Annotated in this window: 15 protein-coding genes; 4 read left to right on the top strand and 11 right to left on the bottom strand. The window is 69.0% G+C overall.

Annotated features, from left to right (window positions below):
• Nucleotides 1-30: 30 nt before the first annotated feature.
• The 4 genes from OG966_RS05445 to ddaH form a co-directional block, all read right to left on the bottom strand.
• A complete protein-coding gene (locus OG966_RS05445; protein ID WP_326648247.1) occupies nt 31-1,116 on the bottom strand; it encodes a WD40/YVTN/BNR-like repeat-containing protein in 1,086 nt (361 codons plus the stop codon).
• 117 nt (nt 1,117-1,233) lie between these two features.
• On the bottom strand, nt 1,234-1,989 hold the full coding sequence (locus OG966_RS05440; RefSeq protein WP_326648246.1) for an SDR family NAD(P)-dependent oxidoreductase: 756 nt from the start codon (nt 1,987-1,989) through the stop codon (nt 1,234-1,236).
• Between the two features lie 18 nt (nt 1,990-2,007).
• A complete protein-coding gene (locus OG966_RS40750; protein ID WP_406732899.1) occupies nt 2,008-2,259 on the bottom strand; it encodes a hypothetical protein in 252 nt (83 codons plus the stop codon).
• A 103-nt stretch (nt 2,260-2,362) separates the two neighbouring features.
• Nucleotides 2,363-3,175 (bottom strand): dimethylargininase, encoded by an 813-nt coding sequence (ddaH, locus tag OG966_RS05430; RefSeq protein WP_326648245.1) that lies wholly within the window; start codon nt 3,173-3,175, stop codon nt 2,363-2,365.
• Between the two features lie 861 nt (nt 3,176-4,036).
• Here ddaH and rph point away from each other — a divergent pair.
• Nucleotides 4,037-6,643 (top strand): rifamycin-inactivating phosphotransferase, encoded by a 2,607-nt coding sequence (gene rph / locus OG966_RS05425; protein ID WP_326648243.1) that lies wholly within the window; start codon nt 4,037-4,039, stop codon nt 6,641-6,643.
• Nucleotides 6,644-6,896: 253 nt separating this feature from the next.
• On the opposite strand, the gene OG966_RS05420 is transcribed toward rph, so the two are convergent.
• Nucleotides 6,897-7,388: an Lrp/AsnC family transcriptional regulator gene (locus OG966_RS05420; RefSeq protein WP_326648242.1), complete on the bottom strand. Its 492-nt coding sequence runs from the start codon at nt 7,386-7,388 to the stop codon at nt 6,897-6,899.
• A 310-nt stretch (nt 7,389-7,698) separates the two neighbouring features.
• Between OG966_RS05420 and OG966_RS05415 the strand changes: the two genes are divergently transcribed.
• Nucleotides 7,699-8,409, top strand: a complete 711-nt coding sequence (locus tag OG966_RS05415) for an SDR family oxidoreductase (protein ID WP_326648241.1) — start codon at nt 7,699-7,701, stop codon at nt 8,407-8,409.
• Between the two features lie 28 nt (nt 8,410-8,437).
• Here the strand turns inward: OG966_RS05415 and OG966_RS05410 are convergent, their stop codons facing one another.
• Nucleotides 8,438-9,805 (bottom strand): FAD-dependent oxidoreductase, encoded by a 1,368-nt coding sequence (locus OG966_RS05410; RefSeq protein WP_326648240.1) that lies wholly within the window; start codon nt 9,803-9,805, stop codon nt 8,438-8,440.
• A 210-nt stretch (nt 9,806-10,015) separates the two neighbouring features.
• Between OG966_RS05410 and OG966_RS05405 the strand changes: the two genes are divergently transcribed.
• Nucleotides 10,016-10,651 carry a DUF6214 family protein gene (locus tag OG966_RS05405; protein WP_326648239.1) on the top strand — a complete coding sequence of 212 codons (636 nt, stop codon included), beginning with the start codon at nt 10,016-10,018 and terminating at the stop codon, nt 10,649-10,651.
• Here the strand turns inward: OG966_RS05405 and OG966_RS05400 are convergent.
• Nucleotides 10,629-11,294: a DUF305 domain-containing protein gene (locus OG966_RS05400; RefSeq protein ID WP_326648238.1), complete on the bottom strand. Its 666-nt coding sequence runs from the start codon at nt 11,292-11,294 to the stop codon at nt 10,629-10,631. The genes OG966_RS05405 and OG966_RS05400 overlap by 23 nt on opposite strands.
• Nucleotides 11,295-11,470: 176 nt before the next feature.
• Here OG966_RS05400 and OG966_RS05395 point away from each other — a divergent pair, with 176 nt between their 5' ends.
• Nucleotides 11,471-12,982: an LVIVD repeat-containing protein gene (locus OG966_RS05395; RefSeq protein WP_326648237.1), complete on the top strand. Its 1,512-nt coding sequence runs from the start codon at nt 11,471-11,473 to the stop codon at nt 12,980-12,982.
• Here the strand turns inward: OG966_RS05395 and OG966_RS05390 are convergent.
• The 4 genes from OG966_RS05390 to OG966_RS05375 form a co-directional block, all read right to left on the bottom strand.
• Nucleotides 12,958-13,611 (bottom strand): TetR/AcrR family transcriptional regulator, encoded by a 654-nt coding sequence (locus OG966_RS05390; protein WP_326648236.1) that lies wholly within the window; start codon nt 13,609-13,611, stop codon nt 12,958-12,960. The genes OG966_RS05395 and OG966_RS05390 overlap by 25 nt on opposite strands.
• A gap of 165 nt (nt 13,612-13,776) precedes the next feature.
• Nucleotides 13,777-14,472 (bottom strand): HAD family hydrolase, encoded by a 696-nt coding sequence (locus OG966_RS05385; protein WP_326648235.1) that lies wholly within the window; start codon nt 14,470-14,472, stop codon nt 13,777-13,779.
• A 19-nt stretch (nt 14,473-14,491) separates the two neighbouring features.
• Nucleotides 14,492-15,178, bottom strand: a complete 687-nt coding sequence (locus OG966_RS05380; RefSeq protein WP_326648234.1) for a phosphatase PAP2 family protein — start codon at nt 15,176-15,178, stop codon at nt 14,492-14,494.
• A 34-nt stretch (nt 15,179-15,212) separates the two neighbouring features.
• Nucleotides 15,213-16,142, bottom strand: coding sequence for a M56 family metallopeptidase (locus tag OG966_RS05375; RefSeq protein WP_326648233.1), 930 nt, complete (start codon nt 16,140-16,142; stop codon nt 15,213-15,215).
• Nucleotides 16,143-16,191: the final 49 nt, after the last annotated feature.

Raw genomic sequence — 16,191 nt, 5'->3', positions numbered from 1 at the left:
GTCACTCTACTGGTGCGGCGACGGCACGGTTCAACCCATGGCCGCCGCCCGCACACAGAGCACATCCGGCAGATGGGAGGCGAGCAGCTGCCAGCTGTCGCCGTCGTCCGCGCTCGCGTACACCTCGCCGTTGCGATTGCCGAAGTAGACACCGGCCGGATCCGCGTCGTCCGTGCACAGAGCATCCCGCAGCACCGTCCCGAAGTGGTCCCCTTCGGGCAGCCCGGCCGACAGCGCCTCCCAGCTGCCGCCCGCGTCGTTCGTACGGTAGACGCGACAGCGACGCCCCGCAGGCACCCGGTCCGCATCCGCCGTGATCGGGAAGACATAGGCGGTATCGGGACGGTGCGGATGCGCGGCGACCGCGAAACCGAAGTCGGACGGCAGGCCCTCGCCGATGTCGGTCCACTTGGCGCCCGCGTCGTCGCTGCGGTACACGCCCCAGTGGTTCTGCAGATACAGCCGGTCCAGATCGCCCGCGTCCTGCGCGATCTTGTGGACGCACTGTCCGAACTCCGGATTGGGGTCGGGCAGGAAGACCGCCGACACTCCCCGGTTGGAAGGCGCCCAGCTGGCGCCGCCGTCCTTGGAGCGGAACACCCCGGCCGTCGACACGGCGACCGTCACGGCCTCCGGGTCACGGCGGTCCGTCACCACCGTGTGCACCGCCTCACCACCGCCCCCCGGCACCCATTGCGAGCGCGTCGGATGCTCCCACAGGGGCCGTACGAGCTCGAAGGTCTCGCCGGCGTCGTCCGAGCGGAACAGCGCGGCCGGCTCCGTGCCCGCGTACACCACGTCGGGCGTGGCGGGACCGGCCGGATGCAACTGCCACACCCGTTCCAGGGACGCCCCGGTGTCCTTGGGGAACTTCACGGCCGGCTTCGACGGCTCGATCCAGGTCTTGCCGAGATCGTCGGAGTGGAAAACGGAAGGACCCCAGTGCAAGCTGTCGCCGCCGACCAGCAGCCGGGGCACGGAACGGCGCGTATCGATCCCGATCGAGTACACGGCCTGCGCATTGAAGTGCGGGCCGTCGAACTCCCATGTGCCACCGCGCCTGCGGCCGATGAAGAGCCCTTTTCGAGTGCCTACGGTCAGAAGTACATCGGTCATGGCCGATACCTCCAGGACGTCCTTGTCTCGGATAGTGGCCAGTCTGCACCCACCCACCGACAGTGGCCCGTGGGCGGCTCTCGCGCAGGCCGGCCCGGAGGAAAAGCTCGGGACGGTTCAGTCGACGACCGAGCCGGCGGTGATGTTGAGGGCTGTCGCCGTCATCGAGCGAGCCATGTCCGAGGCGGCGAAGGCAGCCACGTTGCCGACGTCCTCCAGCGAGGCCGGCCGCCCCAGCATCGTCTGTTCCGTGATCTTCTCGGTGATGACATCGCGGTACTCGAGGCCCTCGGGGATCGTCTCGGGCACGCCGCCCGTCTGGAGCGTGAGAACGCGGATGCCGTGCGGGCCCAGCTCGCCGGCCAGATTACGCCGGAGCGACTCCATGGCGCCGAACGCCACCTGGAACCCGCCGATGTTGTAGTCGCGCGGCGGGTCGCCGTAACCGCCGAAGGCGAGGATCACGCCGGACTGCTGCCGGATCATGTGCCGCGCCGCGGATCTGGAGGTCAGGAACATCGCGCGTACTGCGTTGTGCACCGGGCGCTCGAAGTCCGCGAGGGAGATTTCGGTCAGCGGCGTCCCCTGCACCTCTGAGAACGAGATGAGGCTGAAGGAGATGTCGAGGCTGCCGGCCCGTTCGACCACCGCGCCGGTGAACCGGTCGACCGCTGCCTCTTCGAGGGCGTCGACCTGATCGGTGTCGGCCCGGCCGCCCGCGGCGCGGATGGTCTCGGCCACCTCGTCCAGGCTTTCGCGGTTGCGCCCGGCGAGATGGACCCGGGCACCCTCGCGGGCGAAGGCACCGGCGACCGCCCGGCCGATACCACCGCCTCCTCCGTAGATGACGGCGTTCTTGTTCTCGAGCAGCACGATGTGCCTCCTTGGCGCTCACGTCCTCAGTACAGACCGGCCCGGGCCCCGGAACTCATCGGTGCCGCCGGGGGCGAATCCGCCGGAGCCGTGCAGCCCGCGCGGAGCGGCGGCGCGGGCGATACCGAGCGCGAGGAGGTGACAGGCCCGCGCGGCGAACGGCGCCTGGTAGCCGGGGGCGGTGGGGATGCGGGCACGCGCGGCGTTGCCGCCGGTCGGGACATCGAGCAGATCGACGCAATGCTCCTTCGGCGGCGAGGCGAGGCGCACCGTGGCGTACGCCGGGCCAGCCGGCCCCCTTCAGCCGGTCGGTGGCAGAGATACGGAGGACCGGCGGCAGTTTCAGTTCCGCGGCCCGCGGCCGTTCATGGCGCTACTCGCGGATCTCCTGGGTGCAGCACTTCACTCCACCGCCCGCCTTGCGGAACTCGGAGAGATCCACCGGGACGGGGACGTAGCCGCGGGCCGCGATGCCCTCCATGAGGCCCGTCGCATCCTGGGCCATCACTACATTGCGTCCGTCGGAGAGGGAGTTGAGTCCAAAGGCCAGGGCGTCCTGGCGTGTGGAGATGACGGCGTGCGGGAAGAGGGTTCTGAGTACCTTCTGGCTGCCCGCCGAGAAAGCCCCCGGGTAGTAGGCGACGTTTTCGGCGTCAAGCGCGAAGAGCGCTGTGTCCAGGTGATAGAAATGCGGGTCGACAAGGTGAAGACTCACCGTCGGCGCGCCGAAGAATTCCTGGACCTCGTGATGGGCCGCGGGAAGAGTGCGGAATCCGGTGCCGGCGAGGATGTATCCGCCGACCGGGGTGAAGTCCCCTTCTCCTTCGCAGGTGTGGGACGGGACGCGCGTCTCGAATCCGGCGTTTTCGAACCAGGTCCGGTAGTGGGCGGCCTCCGGCTGCCGCTCCGGTGCATGGAACTGCGCGCCGAACACCTTGCCGTCGAGTACGAGTGCAGAATTGGCCGCGAACACCATGTCGGGGAGGTCGGCGACCGGTTCCACCGTCTCGACGGTGTGGCCCAGCTCGCGGTACAGAGATATCAGCGTGTCCCACTGCTTTCGGGCCAGGTCGACATCGACCGGCTCCTCCGATGTCATCCAGGGATTGATGGCGTACCGGACGTCGAAGTGCTCCGGCGGGCAGACAAGATACCGGCGCTTCTGCGCTGTACGGATGGGCGGCATCCTCGATTTCCTTTCGCCGGGCTGGGGGCCACCTACCACGCTATTGAATTATCACGGACAGTGACAAGATGAATGAGTTGCGTACACCCGCAACTATGTTGCGCGTATGAGGCTTTGAGCCACCACTTGTTAACTGAGTGGCGCGCAGGAGGAGGATCTGGTGCGGCGGGACAGCCGGGCCACGATCTGGGCGGGGTGGCGTGGGGCCGTTCGCCTGGGTGCCGGCAGATTTGAACCACGGCGACCGTCAAGCGTCCGTTTGGCGAGCTTGGCCCAGCACTCGCGTGGCGCGACGACCTCCGGGAGATGGCGGCGCGCTCGACGTTCGGGCCTTGCCGACAAGGGAAAGAACTTCTGGTTCCGCGGCTGCATCCGTAGGCCGGTGGGACATCCGCCTGGGCCAACGACCCGTACCCGTACGCGGGGCGCCAACGCTTCGCGAGAAGCTTGTCAGTTCCATTGGACGGCAAAAGGCAAAGGCAAGGAGAGCTCTCTCCTTGCCACTCTCAACGTATAGCGCGCCGGGGGGCTTGCCGCAAGACCCGGGTCATGGCGCAGAATCATCGGCCGATGCCACAACCTGCGGAAATGGGGGCACGACGTGCGTGTGTTGTTGTCGACGTATGGGGGACGCGGTGACGTCGAACAAATGGTGGGACCGGCAGTGCAGTTGCGGGTGCTCGGCGCGGAGGTGCGCGTGTGCGCGCCGCCCCACTGGGCGGAGCTGCCGGCCGACACGTCGATGGGAAGGCAACCAGGGACGGGGACGTGCTCGACAAGAGGTTCGACGGAGTTGGAGGCGCCGGTGATCCGATCGGCCACCGCAGTGCAACGGAGCACGGCTGCCTCGGAGGTATCGCAGTGATCGAGCAGTACGTGTTGGATCTTCAAGAGGTTGACGAGATGCAGGTCGCGGTCGCCGGCGGCAAGGGCGCGCACCTGGGCGGGCTGTCGCGGATCGGAGGCATCCGCGTGCCGGGTGGCTTTTGCGTGACGACGGACGCCTTCCGGCGGATCACGGCGGAAGCGCCGTCGATCGACGATCGGCTCGATCAGTTGTCGCGCTTGAACCCGGACGACCGGGAGGCGATCCGCACGCTCAGCGCGCAGATTCGCCGGACCATCGAAGGGATTGCCATCCCGGGCGATCTCGCGGCGGCGATCACCCGCGCACTCGCCCAGCTCGGCGAGCAAGCCGCCTACGCCGTCCGATCCAGCGCGACGGCAGAGGACCTGCCGACGGCCTCCTTCGCCGGCCAGCAGGACACGTACCTGAACGTCGTGGGGCCGACGGCGATCCTCCGGCACGTCAGCCGGTGCTGGGCCTCGCTGTTCACCGAGCGGGCCGTGACCTACCGCCAGCGGAACGGCATCGACCACCGTACGGTCCACATGGCCGTGGTCGTGCAGCGGATGGTCTTCCCGCATGCGGCCGGCATCCTGTTCACGGCCGACCCCGTCACGGGCAACCGGAAGGTCGCCACCGTGGACGCCGGCTTCGGCCTCGGCGAGGCCCTGGTCTCCGGCCTGGTCAACCCGGACGTCTTCAAGGTGCGCCACGGCGAAGTCGTCGCCAAGACGATCGCCGCCAAACAGCGTGCCGTTCACGCCCTGCCGGCCGGCGGTACGCAGGAAGTGGCGATCGACGCGCAGCGGCAGGAGCAGCCGGCGCTGACGGATGCGCAGGTCGTGCGGCTCGTGCAGCTCGGGCGGCGGATCGAAGCGCACTTCGGCCGCCCGCAGGACATCGAATGGTGCCTGGTCGACGATGACTTCCAGATCGTTCAGAGCCGGCCGATCACGACGCTGTTCCCCATTCCCGAGGCCGGCGACCAGGAGAACCACGTCTACGTCTCCGTCGGCCATCAGCAGATGATGACCGACCCCATGAAGCCCCTGGGGCTCTCCATGTGGCAGCTGACGGCCATGGTGCCGATGCACGAGGCCGGCGGGAGGCTGTTCGTCGACGTCACCCGACGACTGGCCTCGCCCGCGAGCCGCGCCGGTCTCCTGGACGTCGTGGGGAGAGGCGATCCGCTGGTCAGGGACGCTCTGGAGACTGTCCTCGACCGCGGCGATTTCGTCCCGTCGCTCCCGGAAGCGGGTCCCGGCGGGCCGTCGGCCGGCGGTGCGTCCGCCCCGATCGAGACCGATCCGGCCATCGTCACCGAGCTGATCGAGCGCAGCCAGGTGTCCATCGCCGCCCTGGAGCGCGACATCCGGACGAAGACCGGACCGGCGCTGTTCGACTTCCTGCTGGAGGCCTTCGCGGAGCACAAGCGGGTTCTCAGTGATCCGCTGAGCATGCAGGCGATCATGGCGGGGATGGAGGCCACGTGGTGGCTCAACGACAAGCTGCAGGAGTGGCTGGGCGAGAAGAACGCGGCTGACACGCTCACGCTGTCCGCCCCCGACAACGTCACATCGGAGATGGGACTGGAGCTGCTCGACGTCGCGGACGTGATCCGCCCGCAGCCGGAGGTGGTGGCGTTCCTGCAGGGCGTCGAGTACGTCGAGGACACAGCCTTCCTGGACGAGCTGGCGAAGCTCGCGGGCGGGACCGAAGCGCGCGACGCCATCGAGGCCTACCTCGACCGGTACGGCATGCGCTGCGTCGGCGAGATCGACATCACGAGGCCACGTTGGCGCGAGCGCCCCACCACGCTCGTGCCCGTGATCCTCGACAACGTCAGGAACTTCGAGCCGGGTGTCGCCGAGCGGCGCTTCGAGCACGGGCGGCAGAAGGCGCAGAAGAAGGAACAGGACGTGCTGTCACGCTTGCGGGCCCTGCCGGACGGGGACCGGAAAGCCGACGAGGCCAAGCGGATGATCGACCGGGTCAGAACCTTCATCGGGTACCGGGAGTACCCGAAGTACGGCATCGTCAGCCGCTACTTCGTCTACAAGCAGGCCCTGCTGGAGGAGGCCGAGCGCCTCGTGCAGGCCAACGTGCTTCCTGAGAAGGAGGACATCTTCTACCTCACGTTCCAGGAACTCCACGACGTCGCGCGCTCGAACCAGGTGGATGACCAGCTCATCCAGCAGCGCAAGGACGCGTTCCGGTCGTACCACGCGCTCACACCGCCCCGGGTGCTCACATCGGATGGCGAGGCCGTCTCCGGGGCGTACCGGCGCGACGACGTGCCGGCCGGCGCCCTGATCGGCCTACCGGTTTCCGCCGGGACCATCGAGGGAAGGGCCCGCGTCATCCTGGACATGGCGGATGCCGATCTCGAAGCGGGCGACATCCTGGTCACTACCTTCACGGACCCCAGCTGGTCGCCGCTGTTCGTCGGAATCGCGGGCCTGGTGACGGAGGTGGGCGGCCTGATGACCCATGGCGCAGTGATCGCCCGGGAGTACGGCTTGCCGGCCGTCGTGGGCGTGGAGCAGGCCACCCGGCTGATCCGGGACGGGCAGCGGATCCGCGTGCACGGAACCGACGGGTACATCGAGATCCTGCCCTGACCGGCCACACCGGGAAGCCCCATCCGTAGCGTCCGGCCAAAGCAACGTCAAGCAGTTGATGACCACCCCACGACCGCCGCCCGCAACGCGCACACGCGGACACGCGGACACAACCCGTAACTGTTCTTCACCTGGGAAGTGCCTCTTCCGCTACCACGTACAGGACCCTCAGCCCGTCCTGTCGTTGCAGCTGAGAGGCGCTTTCTGCGTTCTCGATCACCTACCGGAAAGCGCCCCTCGTGAAAGCCCGGGGTTAAGCGGTGTCGGGCGCGAGGCGTCCCGATCCCGCTTCCGGGCTGCCCGGCAGGAGGTGCGTGAGCACGATGAAGCTGTTGGTGGCCTTCACGAAGGACTCCGACCGGATCCGTTCGAGGATGTCTTCGAAGTGCGCGACATCAAGCGCTCGGATATGCAGGATCGCGTCGGCGCGGCCGGTGACGGTCACGGCCGACTGGATCTCGGGATGGTTGCGGACAACCTCTGCCAGCCTCCTCGGCGGAGCGGCGTCGTCGCAGAACACCTCCACATACGCTTCGGTGTGCCAGCCCAGCGCTGCGGGCTGCACCACCGTGGTGAAGCCTGTGATCACCTCTTGCTCCCGCAGTCGGTCCACCCGGCGTTTCACGGCGGGCGCCGACAGGCCGATCGCCACGCCGATCTCCCTCAGGCTCGCCCGCGCATCCGCCATCAGCGCCGCGATGATCTTGCGGTCGAGTTCGTCCAGCTCAGCTCCGCGCCGGGACATGGAGTCATCTCCTCCTTCGGGGTACACCGCGCGTCGCGTCACGGCCGAGCGCACATTAACCCGTCGGTGCAGCTCAGGGCGCGAGGGCGGGCGGATGGCACCAGCACCTCCTGATGCCGGTGAAGTCCCTGGCCCGACCGGCGTCGTGACGAGAATTCACGCGGGGCGCGCCCACACACCGGACGGATCGCCTCGGCGGCGGCGACAAGCAGGCCGTGTCCGGGGCATGTTGACATCGAGCGCGTTCCAAGTGATGGAATCCCGCCACGGCAAGGGCAGCTGCCCTCGCCGCGGATCTCTGGGGGTAGGCATGACCAACACTTCCGACTCTCCTGTCACTCTGATCACGGGCGGTGGCAGCGGTATCGGAGCGGCAACAGCACGGCGGCTGCTGGACCAAGGGCACCGGGTGACGGTCACCGGCCGCGGCCAGGAGAGGCTCAGCCGGTTCGCCGAAGAACTGGGCAAGCCGGCCGGCCTGTTGACGATCGTCGGGGACGCGGCCGACTACGAGTCGGTCAGGGCCGCCGTCGAGTCCACCGTCAAGGAGTTCGGGCGGCTGGACACCGTCGTCGCCAACGCGGGCTTCGCCACCCATGACACCCTCGCCGACGGCGACCCCGCCGGATGGCGCGAGATGGTGCTGACCAACGTGCTCGGACCCGCTCTGCTCATCAGGGCCGCCCTGCCCGCCCTGAAGGAGACGCGCGGGCGGATCGTTCTCGTCGGCAGTGTGGCGGGCTTCGTCAACACCCCGGGCAATATCTACGGAGCGACCAAGTGGGCGGTCACCGGCCTCGCCGAGAACACCCGCCGTATGGTCACCGAGCACGGCATCGGCGTGACCCTGATCGCTCCGGGACGGGTGGAGACTCCTTTCTGGGACGCCATGGGCAGCCTTCCTCCCGGGGAGCTGCTGACCGCCGAACAGCTCGCCGAATCCCTTGTGTGGGCCATCGGGCAGCCGAGCGGAGTCGATGTCAACACCGTGGTCGTCAGGCCGATCGGGCAGCCCGTATGACCCGGCGGGCCCCGTGCATCCATCGGATCTAGAGGTGCGCGGCGCTACCCGCCGCACTCAGCAGACCCGGCCAGTCGGCAATCTTCACGGACCGTCGGCCGAGCGTCAGTCCGAGCGCCGCCTCCGCCGCCTCGATCGCCATCCAGCCCGGCCACGGGACCGGCCGGTGCCCCGACTCCCGCAGTGCGTCCAGCGGGTCGGCGGCGACGGGGCGCAGCATGAGCGTCGCGGCATCGTCGAGCAGCGACGTCACCGTCTCCTTGGCGCACGGCCGGTTGGTGCCGATCACTCCGGTCGGACCTCGTTTGATCCACCCGGCCACATACTCCCCGGGCGACGGCACACCGTCCCGCAGCACCCGTCCGCCGGAGTGCGGCACCGTGCCGTGCTCGGAGTCGAACGGGAGACCCGCCGGCGGCACTCCGCGGTAGCCGACCGCCCGCAGCACCAGCTGGGCCTCGATCTCCTCGTATCTGCCGGTGCCCCGTACGCCTCCGTCGGCGTCCGGAACGGTGCGCTCGAACCGTACGCCCGCCACCCGCCCGCCCCGCTCCAGCAGCTCCACCGGACGCAGGAAGAACCGCAGATGGATCCGGCGGTCCCGCCCTGGCGGCGGCTGCCCGGCCCAGCCGCGAACGACGTCGAGATTGCGGCGGTTGACCGCCGGCAGGCCGGCGGGTGCGATTCCCGACGGATCGGCGTACGCCGGGTCCAGAGCGAGGTCCTCGGGCTCGACCAGCACCTCCGCCGCGGGCAGTGAGCCGAGCTCGCGCAGCTCCTTGGTGGTGAACTTCGCCTGCGAGGGGCCGCGCCTGCCCACCATGTGCACCTCGCGGATCCGGCTGACCGCGAGCGCGCCGAGCGCCGCCTGGGGCACATCGGTGGCGCGGAGCTCCTCCGCGCCCCGGGCGAGGATACGGGCCACGTCGACGGCCACATTGCCGACGCCGATCACCACGGCCGAACGGGCGCCGAGCGCAAAGCCGTTGCCCGACGCATCGGGGTGTGCGCTGTACCAGGAGACGAATTCGGTGGCCGAGTGGCTGCCGGGCAGATCCTCGCCCGGCACGCCGAGCCGACGGTCCTTGGCGGCGCCGACGCAGTACACGACCGCGTGGTAGAGCTCCAGCAGCCGCCCGGGGTCCAGGCCGTGCGTGCCCACTTCCACATTGCCGATGAAGTCGATCCGCTCGTCTTCGAGCACAGTGCGCAGATTGTTCTGCAGGGACTTGATCTTCTCGTGGTCGGGCGCGACCCCGTAGCGCACGAGTCCGTACGGGCAGGGGAGCCGGTCCAGGACGTGCACTCGCACATCCGGCACCCGACTCTGCTGGACAAGTGACTGCGCGGCGTAGACCCCACTGGGTCCCGATCCGACGACGGCGACGCGAAGCACAGCTGCGCTCCTTCCCACAGGGGGATTCCAGCATCGCACCGGTGGGCGGGGATGGGGGAGATGCGCTAACGGGGTGTGTTGCGGCGTCATGGCGTGCGTGCCGCCACAGAGGGTGACTATTTGCCTGGTTACGTGCTAATTATGCAAGAAACTACGTTTCTTAACGCTAATGATCAGTATGATTCACTTGCGGCATTTCCGTATCCCCCGGTGTGGGAGTTGCAGGGGTGCGGCACGGTCACCTGCGGAACGGGATCGGTCCGGGGGGCGTACGAGGCCGCCCCGCCGTGGTTCAACGTCCGGCTGACCTTCGCCGACGGCGCCCGGATCGATGTCCTTGCCGTCGTCACCGACGGGCGGATCGCCATCGAAGACCTGCGGGCGGACCCGCCGCTGCCGCTGGAGGGCTTCGCGGTAGTCGCCGACCGGATCGAGGATCCGCTCGAGGACGCCTGCCGGGTGGCCGTGGAGCAACGCGGTACCCAGCAGACGGCGCCGGTCACGCCCGGTGCCGCCGGGCGGGCGGGCGCGTCGTCGCCCGGCCGTGGTCGGGCCCGCCCCTCGGTGCCGCGCGGCAGCGCCGGCCGAAGGCTCGCGGCCGACGCCTACCGGGCCGCGCAGCAGGACGGCCGCGATCCCGTGCTCGCGGTGATGGGCGCCACCGGGCGGAGCCGCCGCAGGTCCCTCCGGCTCATCGCCGGCGCCCGGGACGAGGGTTATCTCGCGCCGCGCCACAACCGCCGCCGGGCCGACCCCGCGCGGACGCTCGGCCCGGTGCGTACGCCCGACCCGGTGCGCGTGTCCGACGCGGTGGAGGTGCCGCTCACATCGAACGCATCCGGTTGATCTCGCTCGTCTGCTGCGCGATCACATCGTTCGCCATCTCCTCGACCAGGACGTTGTTCCCGTCCGAGAGGACTTCGGTGGCCATGGTGAGCGCACCCTGATGGTGGGTGATCATCAACTTCAGGAAGAGTTCGTCGAACGCCGTGCCCTTCGCGGCGCGCAGCTGGGCCAGTTGGGCCGGGGTGGCCATTCCGGGCATTGCGCCCTGACCGTGGTCATGACCGCTCTTCCCCTTCGCCCCGCCGTTGTTTTTGAGCCACCCCTGCATCGCGGCCATCTCCGGCTTCTGTGCGGCGGATATGCGCTCCGCGAGCCGCTTGACCTGCGTGGATCCAGCCCGCTCCGGCGCCAGTGCGGTCATCTGCAGTGCTTGGCCGTGGTGCGTGATCATCATGTGTGCGTAGGAGAAGTCCGCCGCGTTCGGAGTGTCGTCAGGGGCGGCCTTCGCGGCCTCCTCCGCCGAGAGCGTCCTGGCCGGCTCGCCAGGCTTCCCGGGTGCCACTACGGACGGTCCCACTGCCCCCTTGGCCTTGGCAGGGGCGTCGGAGTCCGACTCGCAGGCGCCCAGGGCGAGTACGGCGGCAGTGACCGCTGCCGCGACGACGGACCTGCGGACACGCGCGGTCCTACGGCGGTTCAACACGGTGACCTCCTGAGGCACTTGGGGTTTTTGGGGATCGTCCTAGCACGCTTCCGTACACCGTTGATCAAAAACTTTCATTACGTCTCTGTTGCCATCTATTGAGATGTACATGGAAAGGAAGATACTGCCGAGGTCCGTGAACCGTTCAACTCCGAACGGATACAAGGGAGGACGCAGTGACCCTGTTGCACACCACCCGAGTGCGGCGCAGACGTCTGGGCGTGGCGGCAGCCGCGGCCGGGCTCCTTGCCACCCTGCTGACGGCCGGACCCGCGGTCGCCACGCCAGACCCCGGGGACGCGCCCGCCCGGGCGAAGGTCTCCTCGGAGCAGGCCGCCGAAGCCAGATCGGCCATCGAGAACGGCGAGATACCCCCCGTCGACGCGGTCGTCCACAGCGACAACGTCGAGCACCTCACCAACATCCCCAAGGACGCCCTCAAGGGCACCAATTCGGACCTGGCCTTCCAGGGCAAGTACGCCTTCGCGGGCAACTATGACGGCTTCCGGATCTTCGACATCAGCAACCCGAGGGCCCCGAAGACCGTTTCGCAGGTCCTGTGCCCCGGATCGCAGAACGACATCTCGGTCTCCGGTGACCTGCTCTTCCTCTCCACCGACTCCTCGCGCAACGACAACTCCTGCAACAGCGTCTCGCAGCCCGCGACGGAGAAGTCGTCCTGGGAGGGCATGAAGATCTTCGACATCAGCGACAAGGCCAACCCGAAGTACGTCGCCGCAGTCGAGACCGCGTGCGGATCGCACACGCACACCATCGTGCCGGAGCGTCGCAACGTCTACATCTACGTCTCCTCCTACTCGCCGAGCGTGACCTTCCCGGACTGCCAGCCGCCGCACGACGGAATCTCCGTCATCAAGGTGCCGCGCAAGGCCCCCGAGAAGTCGGCGATCGTGAACTTCCCGGTGCTCTTCCCTGGTGAGGGCCCCGACGGCGGCGGCAACCCGGGCTCGCCCACCAACCCCGGCGTCTCCAAGACCACCGGCTGCCACGACATCACGGTGCTGCCGTCCAAGGACCTGGCCGCCGGCGCCTGCATGGGTGACGGCATCCTGTTCGACATCGAGGACCCGGAGCACCCGAGGGTCATCGACCGCGTCCAGGACAACGTCAACTTCGCCTTCTGGCACTCGGCGACCTTCAATCAGCGGGCCAACAAGGTCGTCTTCACCGACGAGCTCGGTGGCGGCGGCGCGGCCACCTGCAACGCCCAGATCGGGCCGAACCGCGGCGCCGACGGCATCTACGACATCGTTGGCAAGGGAGACCGTCGCAAGCTGGTCTTCCGCAGCTACTACAAGATCGGCCGCTACCAGGCGGACACCGAGAACTGCGTGGCCCACAACGGCTCACTCATCCCGGTCAAGGGCCGCGACATCATGGTCCAGGCCTGGTACCAGGGCGGTGTCTCGGTCTGGGACTTCACGAACTCCTCGAAGCCCAAGGAGATCGCCTACTTCGAGCGGGGCCCGCTCAGCGCGGACACGATGTCGACCGGCGGTGCCTGGTCGGCGTACTACTACAACGGCTACATCTACGCGAATGACATCGCCAAGGGCTTCGATGTGCTGAAGCTCGATGACCGTCGGACGAACGCGGCGAAGCGGGTGCGGATGCACGAGCTCAATGTGCAGACCCAGCCCGACTACTTCGACGACTTCGACCACTGATCCCGGGACTCCTGACGTGTTCCGCCGGGCGGCTTGCTGTCCGGCGGAACGCCGAGTTCCCAGTCCAGCCCGTACCTCTGGAACAACTCCGCGCGCAGCCGTGCCCGCGGCATCGGCGCGCCGGGCAGCAGCAGGGCGAAGACCGCGCCCATCAGCAGGGCGCGCAGCAGCGGGTAGTCGGCGTCGACATCGGGTGATCCGTACCGCTCCATCGTGTCGCGGAGCAGGAACGCGAGACGCTGCTGCTCCGGGCACTGCACAAAACCCTCGGCCTGCAGAACCCCCGACATATGGGTCCGCATCAGAAGCGGATGGTCGACCGTCAGCCCCAGAATCGCGTCGATCGCGCGTGCCAGCCGCTCCCGCCCGTCATCGGTGCGCGGCTCGCGATCGAGCGCCGCCTCGAGCGTGAGGTGCATCAAGCGGTGCACGGCCGACTGCAGGAGCTGGCGCTTTCCGGGGAAGTAGTACGAGACCAGTCCGCGCGCCGAGCCCGCCCGGTCGGCGATGTCGGCCAGCGTGGTGGCCTCGTATCCGCGCTCTCCGACGAGCTCCACCGTCGCCTGCAGAAGCCGCTCCCGGGAACGCCGACGAAGCTCTTCGTTGACCGATGCGCTCCGCGGGGACATGATTTACTCCTGCGTTGACTGGCTTCGAGCCAATATACTCAGGGCGTCCCACTGCGAGGCCTCACGGCCTGGTCAGTGGGGTGCTGCCCGAACCGGGCGACGCGGGGGATCGTCCGGTTCGGGTGGCTTTGTTGTGCCTTCAGTGTGCCTCCACCGCTGCGGATCTCAGCCGATGAGCCCGATCACCGGCCGCAGTCCCGTCGGCCGTTCCGCCACCGGAAGATGGTCCACGAAATGGACCGCGCAGCCCAGACCCGCGGCCCCGCCGTCCGCCCGCCGGTCGTCGCCGACCATCAGCACATCGCGCGGGTCCTGCCCCAGCGCCTCGCAGGCGGTGCGGAACAGCCGCGGATCGGGCTTCTGTACGCCGTGCTCGTACGACAGGACGTACGCGTCCACCAAGGCGTCCAGACCGTGGGCGCGGAAGACCGGCCGCAGATCCCAGCCGATATTGCTGACCACCGCGACGCCCATGCCCCGCTCCCGCAGCGCGCTCAGCACCTCGCCGGCATCCGGATAGGGGCGCCAGGCCGCGGGCTCCCTGTGGCGGTCGTAGAGCGCGTCGTACAGGCCCGCGTCCGGCAGCTCCACCTGCCGGGCGAGACCGGTGTACGCGGCCCGGTGCCGCTCCGCGCTTTGGTCGCGGGTCGCCCACAACTCGGTGAGATGCGGCGGCACGTGCTGCGGGAAGGACCCACCGGGCAGTGCCCCGGCCGCTTCCAACTCATCCGCGTAACGGGAGAGTTCGCCTTCGGGGAGCGCACTGCCGCGCGCGTCGAGGACCGCGCCCAGCCAGTCCCGCACGGACTCGATTCGGAAGAGCGTTCCGGAGAAGTCGAAGAGCACACTCTTGATCGCCATGACCGCGATCCTTTCCGTCTCAGCGCTCCCGGGACAAGACCACCCGCTCGTACGCGGCGGCCGACAGGGCCACCAGACACGCACCCATCAGCCAGCCGCCCAGAACGTCCGAGGGCCAGTGAACGCCGAGCCAGATCCGGGTCAGGCCCGCTCCGGCGACCGATACGACCCCGGCCGCGACACTCCAGTGCCACAGCCGCCCCTCCACGCCGTGCCGCCTGAGCTGCCACAGCAGCAGACCGCAGGTGACCACGGCCGTCATCGCATGACCGGACGGGAAAGCCGCGAAGTGGGCCGAGTCGACCGGATCCGGCCAGTGCGGCCGCTCCCGTCCGACGGCGGACTTCAGACCCTGCTGTACGAGCGTGCCGACCGCGCTCGTCACGGCGACCCACAGCGCCGGCAGCCGCTCTCCCCGGCACCACAGCCACACGGCCGCCGCGGCGATCAGGGCGCGCATTGTCCACGGGTCCCACACCCAGTCGGTGAGCACCCGGTTCACCCTGGTGGGCCCCGGCTCGTTCACCGCCCAGCTGTGCAGCCCGTCGGCGACCGTACGGTCGAAGGAGAGGAGAGGAGCCCAGGAGACCGCGACGAGAACCAGCAGCGCCGCGGACACGGCGGCGAGCACCGCGGCCGTACGGGCCGGTGCGGTGACCGGGTCGTGTGCCGGGGGAGTGGGGGGCGCCGGGCGGGGGGAGCTCATAGAGGTGATCCTCGCCGCTGACCGGCCCACCGGGCTAACCCAGCGCGCGCAGGGCCGGGACGAATGCCACCAGCAGGGGAACCAGCGGCACCAGTGCGGCGGCCGCGGTCAGCCGCAGTTTGCGGCCGGCGGTGAGCCGTGGCGCCGGCGTCAGCAACCGGTTGACGCGCTGCGGCAGCTGGGTGTCCGGCGTGGGGCAGGGCCCGAACACCCCGCGGTCCTCATTGAGTTCGACCAGGGCCAGCGCGATGGTGCGTCGGCCGAAGCGCTTCGACGCGACATCGTCGGCGGCCAGCTCGACCAGCCGGTGCATTTCGTCGCGGAACGCCGCGAACACCGGGATCTGCGGAAAGCCGTTGGCCAGCGCGGCCGAACAGTGCAGCAGCCAGTCGTGCCGCGCCTGCGCGTGCCCCTGCTCGTGCGCCAGTACGGCGTCGAGCTGACGGCCCTTCAGCCGACGCAACGCGGCTGTGGTGATGACCAGTTGGGGTGCCGTGCCGGGCAGCCACCAGGCGTCGGGCCGCTCGCCCTCCAGGACCACCAGCGGTTCGCTGTCCTCGCCCGGCATCAGTGGGGAGCGCACAAGAAGTCCGGTGCGCCGCCGCCTGCGCCGCACCTGGGTCCGGTGGATCTCCCGGGTGAGCATCGCGCCCGTCCACAGGCCGCCGCAGGCCAGGATCACGGCGAGCACGGCGGACCACGGTTCGTTCGCTCCGAGGGCGTAGGCCTCGACCACACCGTGCGGTGCGCCCGCGAAGACTTGGCCCCGTACGAACTGCCACGCCGCGGCCGCACTGAAGATCATGGAGAGCGCGAAGCACAGCAGCACGGACGCCACCACGCACTGCCACACCCACAGCGCCACCACAGGCTCGCGCTCCGGCCAGTCGGCACGCGACACAAGTCGCGGGGCCACGACGGCGGCCAGTGCGCCGAGCAGCAGGAGCACGAGGGAGACCAACATGGGCGACAGCCTATGAGCGTGCGGCTACTTGCGGGTATGGCCGCGCAAG

Source organism: Streptomyces sp. NBC_01750, from assembly GCF_035918095.1.
Lineage (GTDB): Bacteria > Actinomycetota > Actinomycetes > Streptomycetales > Streptomycetaceae > Streptomyces.
This window is presented reverse-complemented; position numbering and strand designations above follow the sequence as displayed.

Bases quoted from the DNA above. Each gene is read 5' to 3' on its own strand.
- OG966_RS05445 (WP_326648247.1), bottom strand. From the start codon at position 1,116: ATGACCGATGTACTTCTGACCGTAGGCACTCGAAAAGGGCTCTTCATC.
- ddaH (WP_326648245.1), bottom strand. From the start codon at position 3,175: ATGCCGCCCATCCGTACAGCGCAGAAGCGCCGGTATCTTGTCTGCCCG.
- OG966_RS05420 (WP_326648242.1), bottom strand. From the start codon at position 7,388: ATGTCCCGGCGCGGAGCTGAGCTGGACGAACTCGACCGCAAGATCATC.
- OG966_RS05415 (WP_326648241.1), top strand. From the start codon at position 7,699: ATGACCAACACTTCCGACTCTCCTGTCACTCTGATCACGGGCGGTGGC.
- OG966_RS05390 (WP_326648236.1), bottom strand. From the start codon at position 13,611: ATGTCCCCGCGGAGCGCATCGGTCAACGAAGAGCTTCGTCGGCGTTCC.
- OG966_RS05385 (WP_326648235.1), bottom strand. From the start codon at position 14,472: ATGGCGATCAAGAGTGTGCTCTTCGACTTCTCCGGAACGCTCTTCCGA.
- OG966_RS05380 (WP_326648234.1), bottom strand. From the start codon at position 15,178: ATGAGCTCCCCCCGCCCGGCGCCCCCCACTCCCCCGGCACACGACCCG.
- OG966_RS05375 (WP_326648233.1), bottom strand. From the start codon at position 16,142: ATGTTGGTCTCCCTCGTGCTCCTGCTGCTCGGCGCACTGGCCGCCGTC.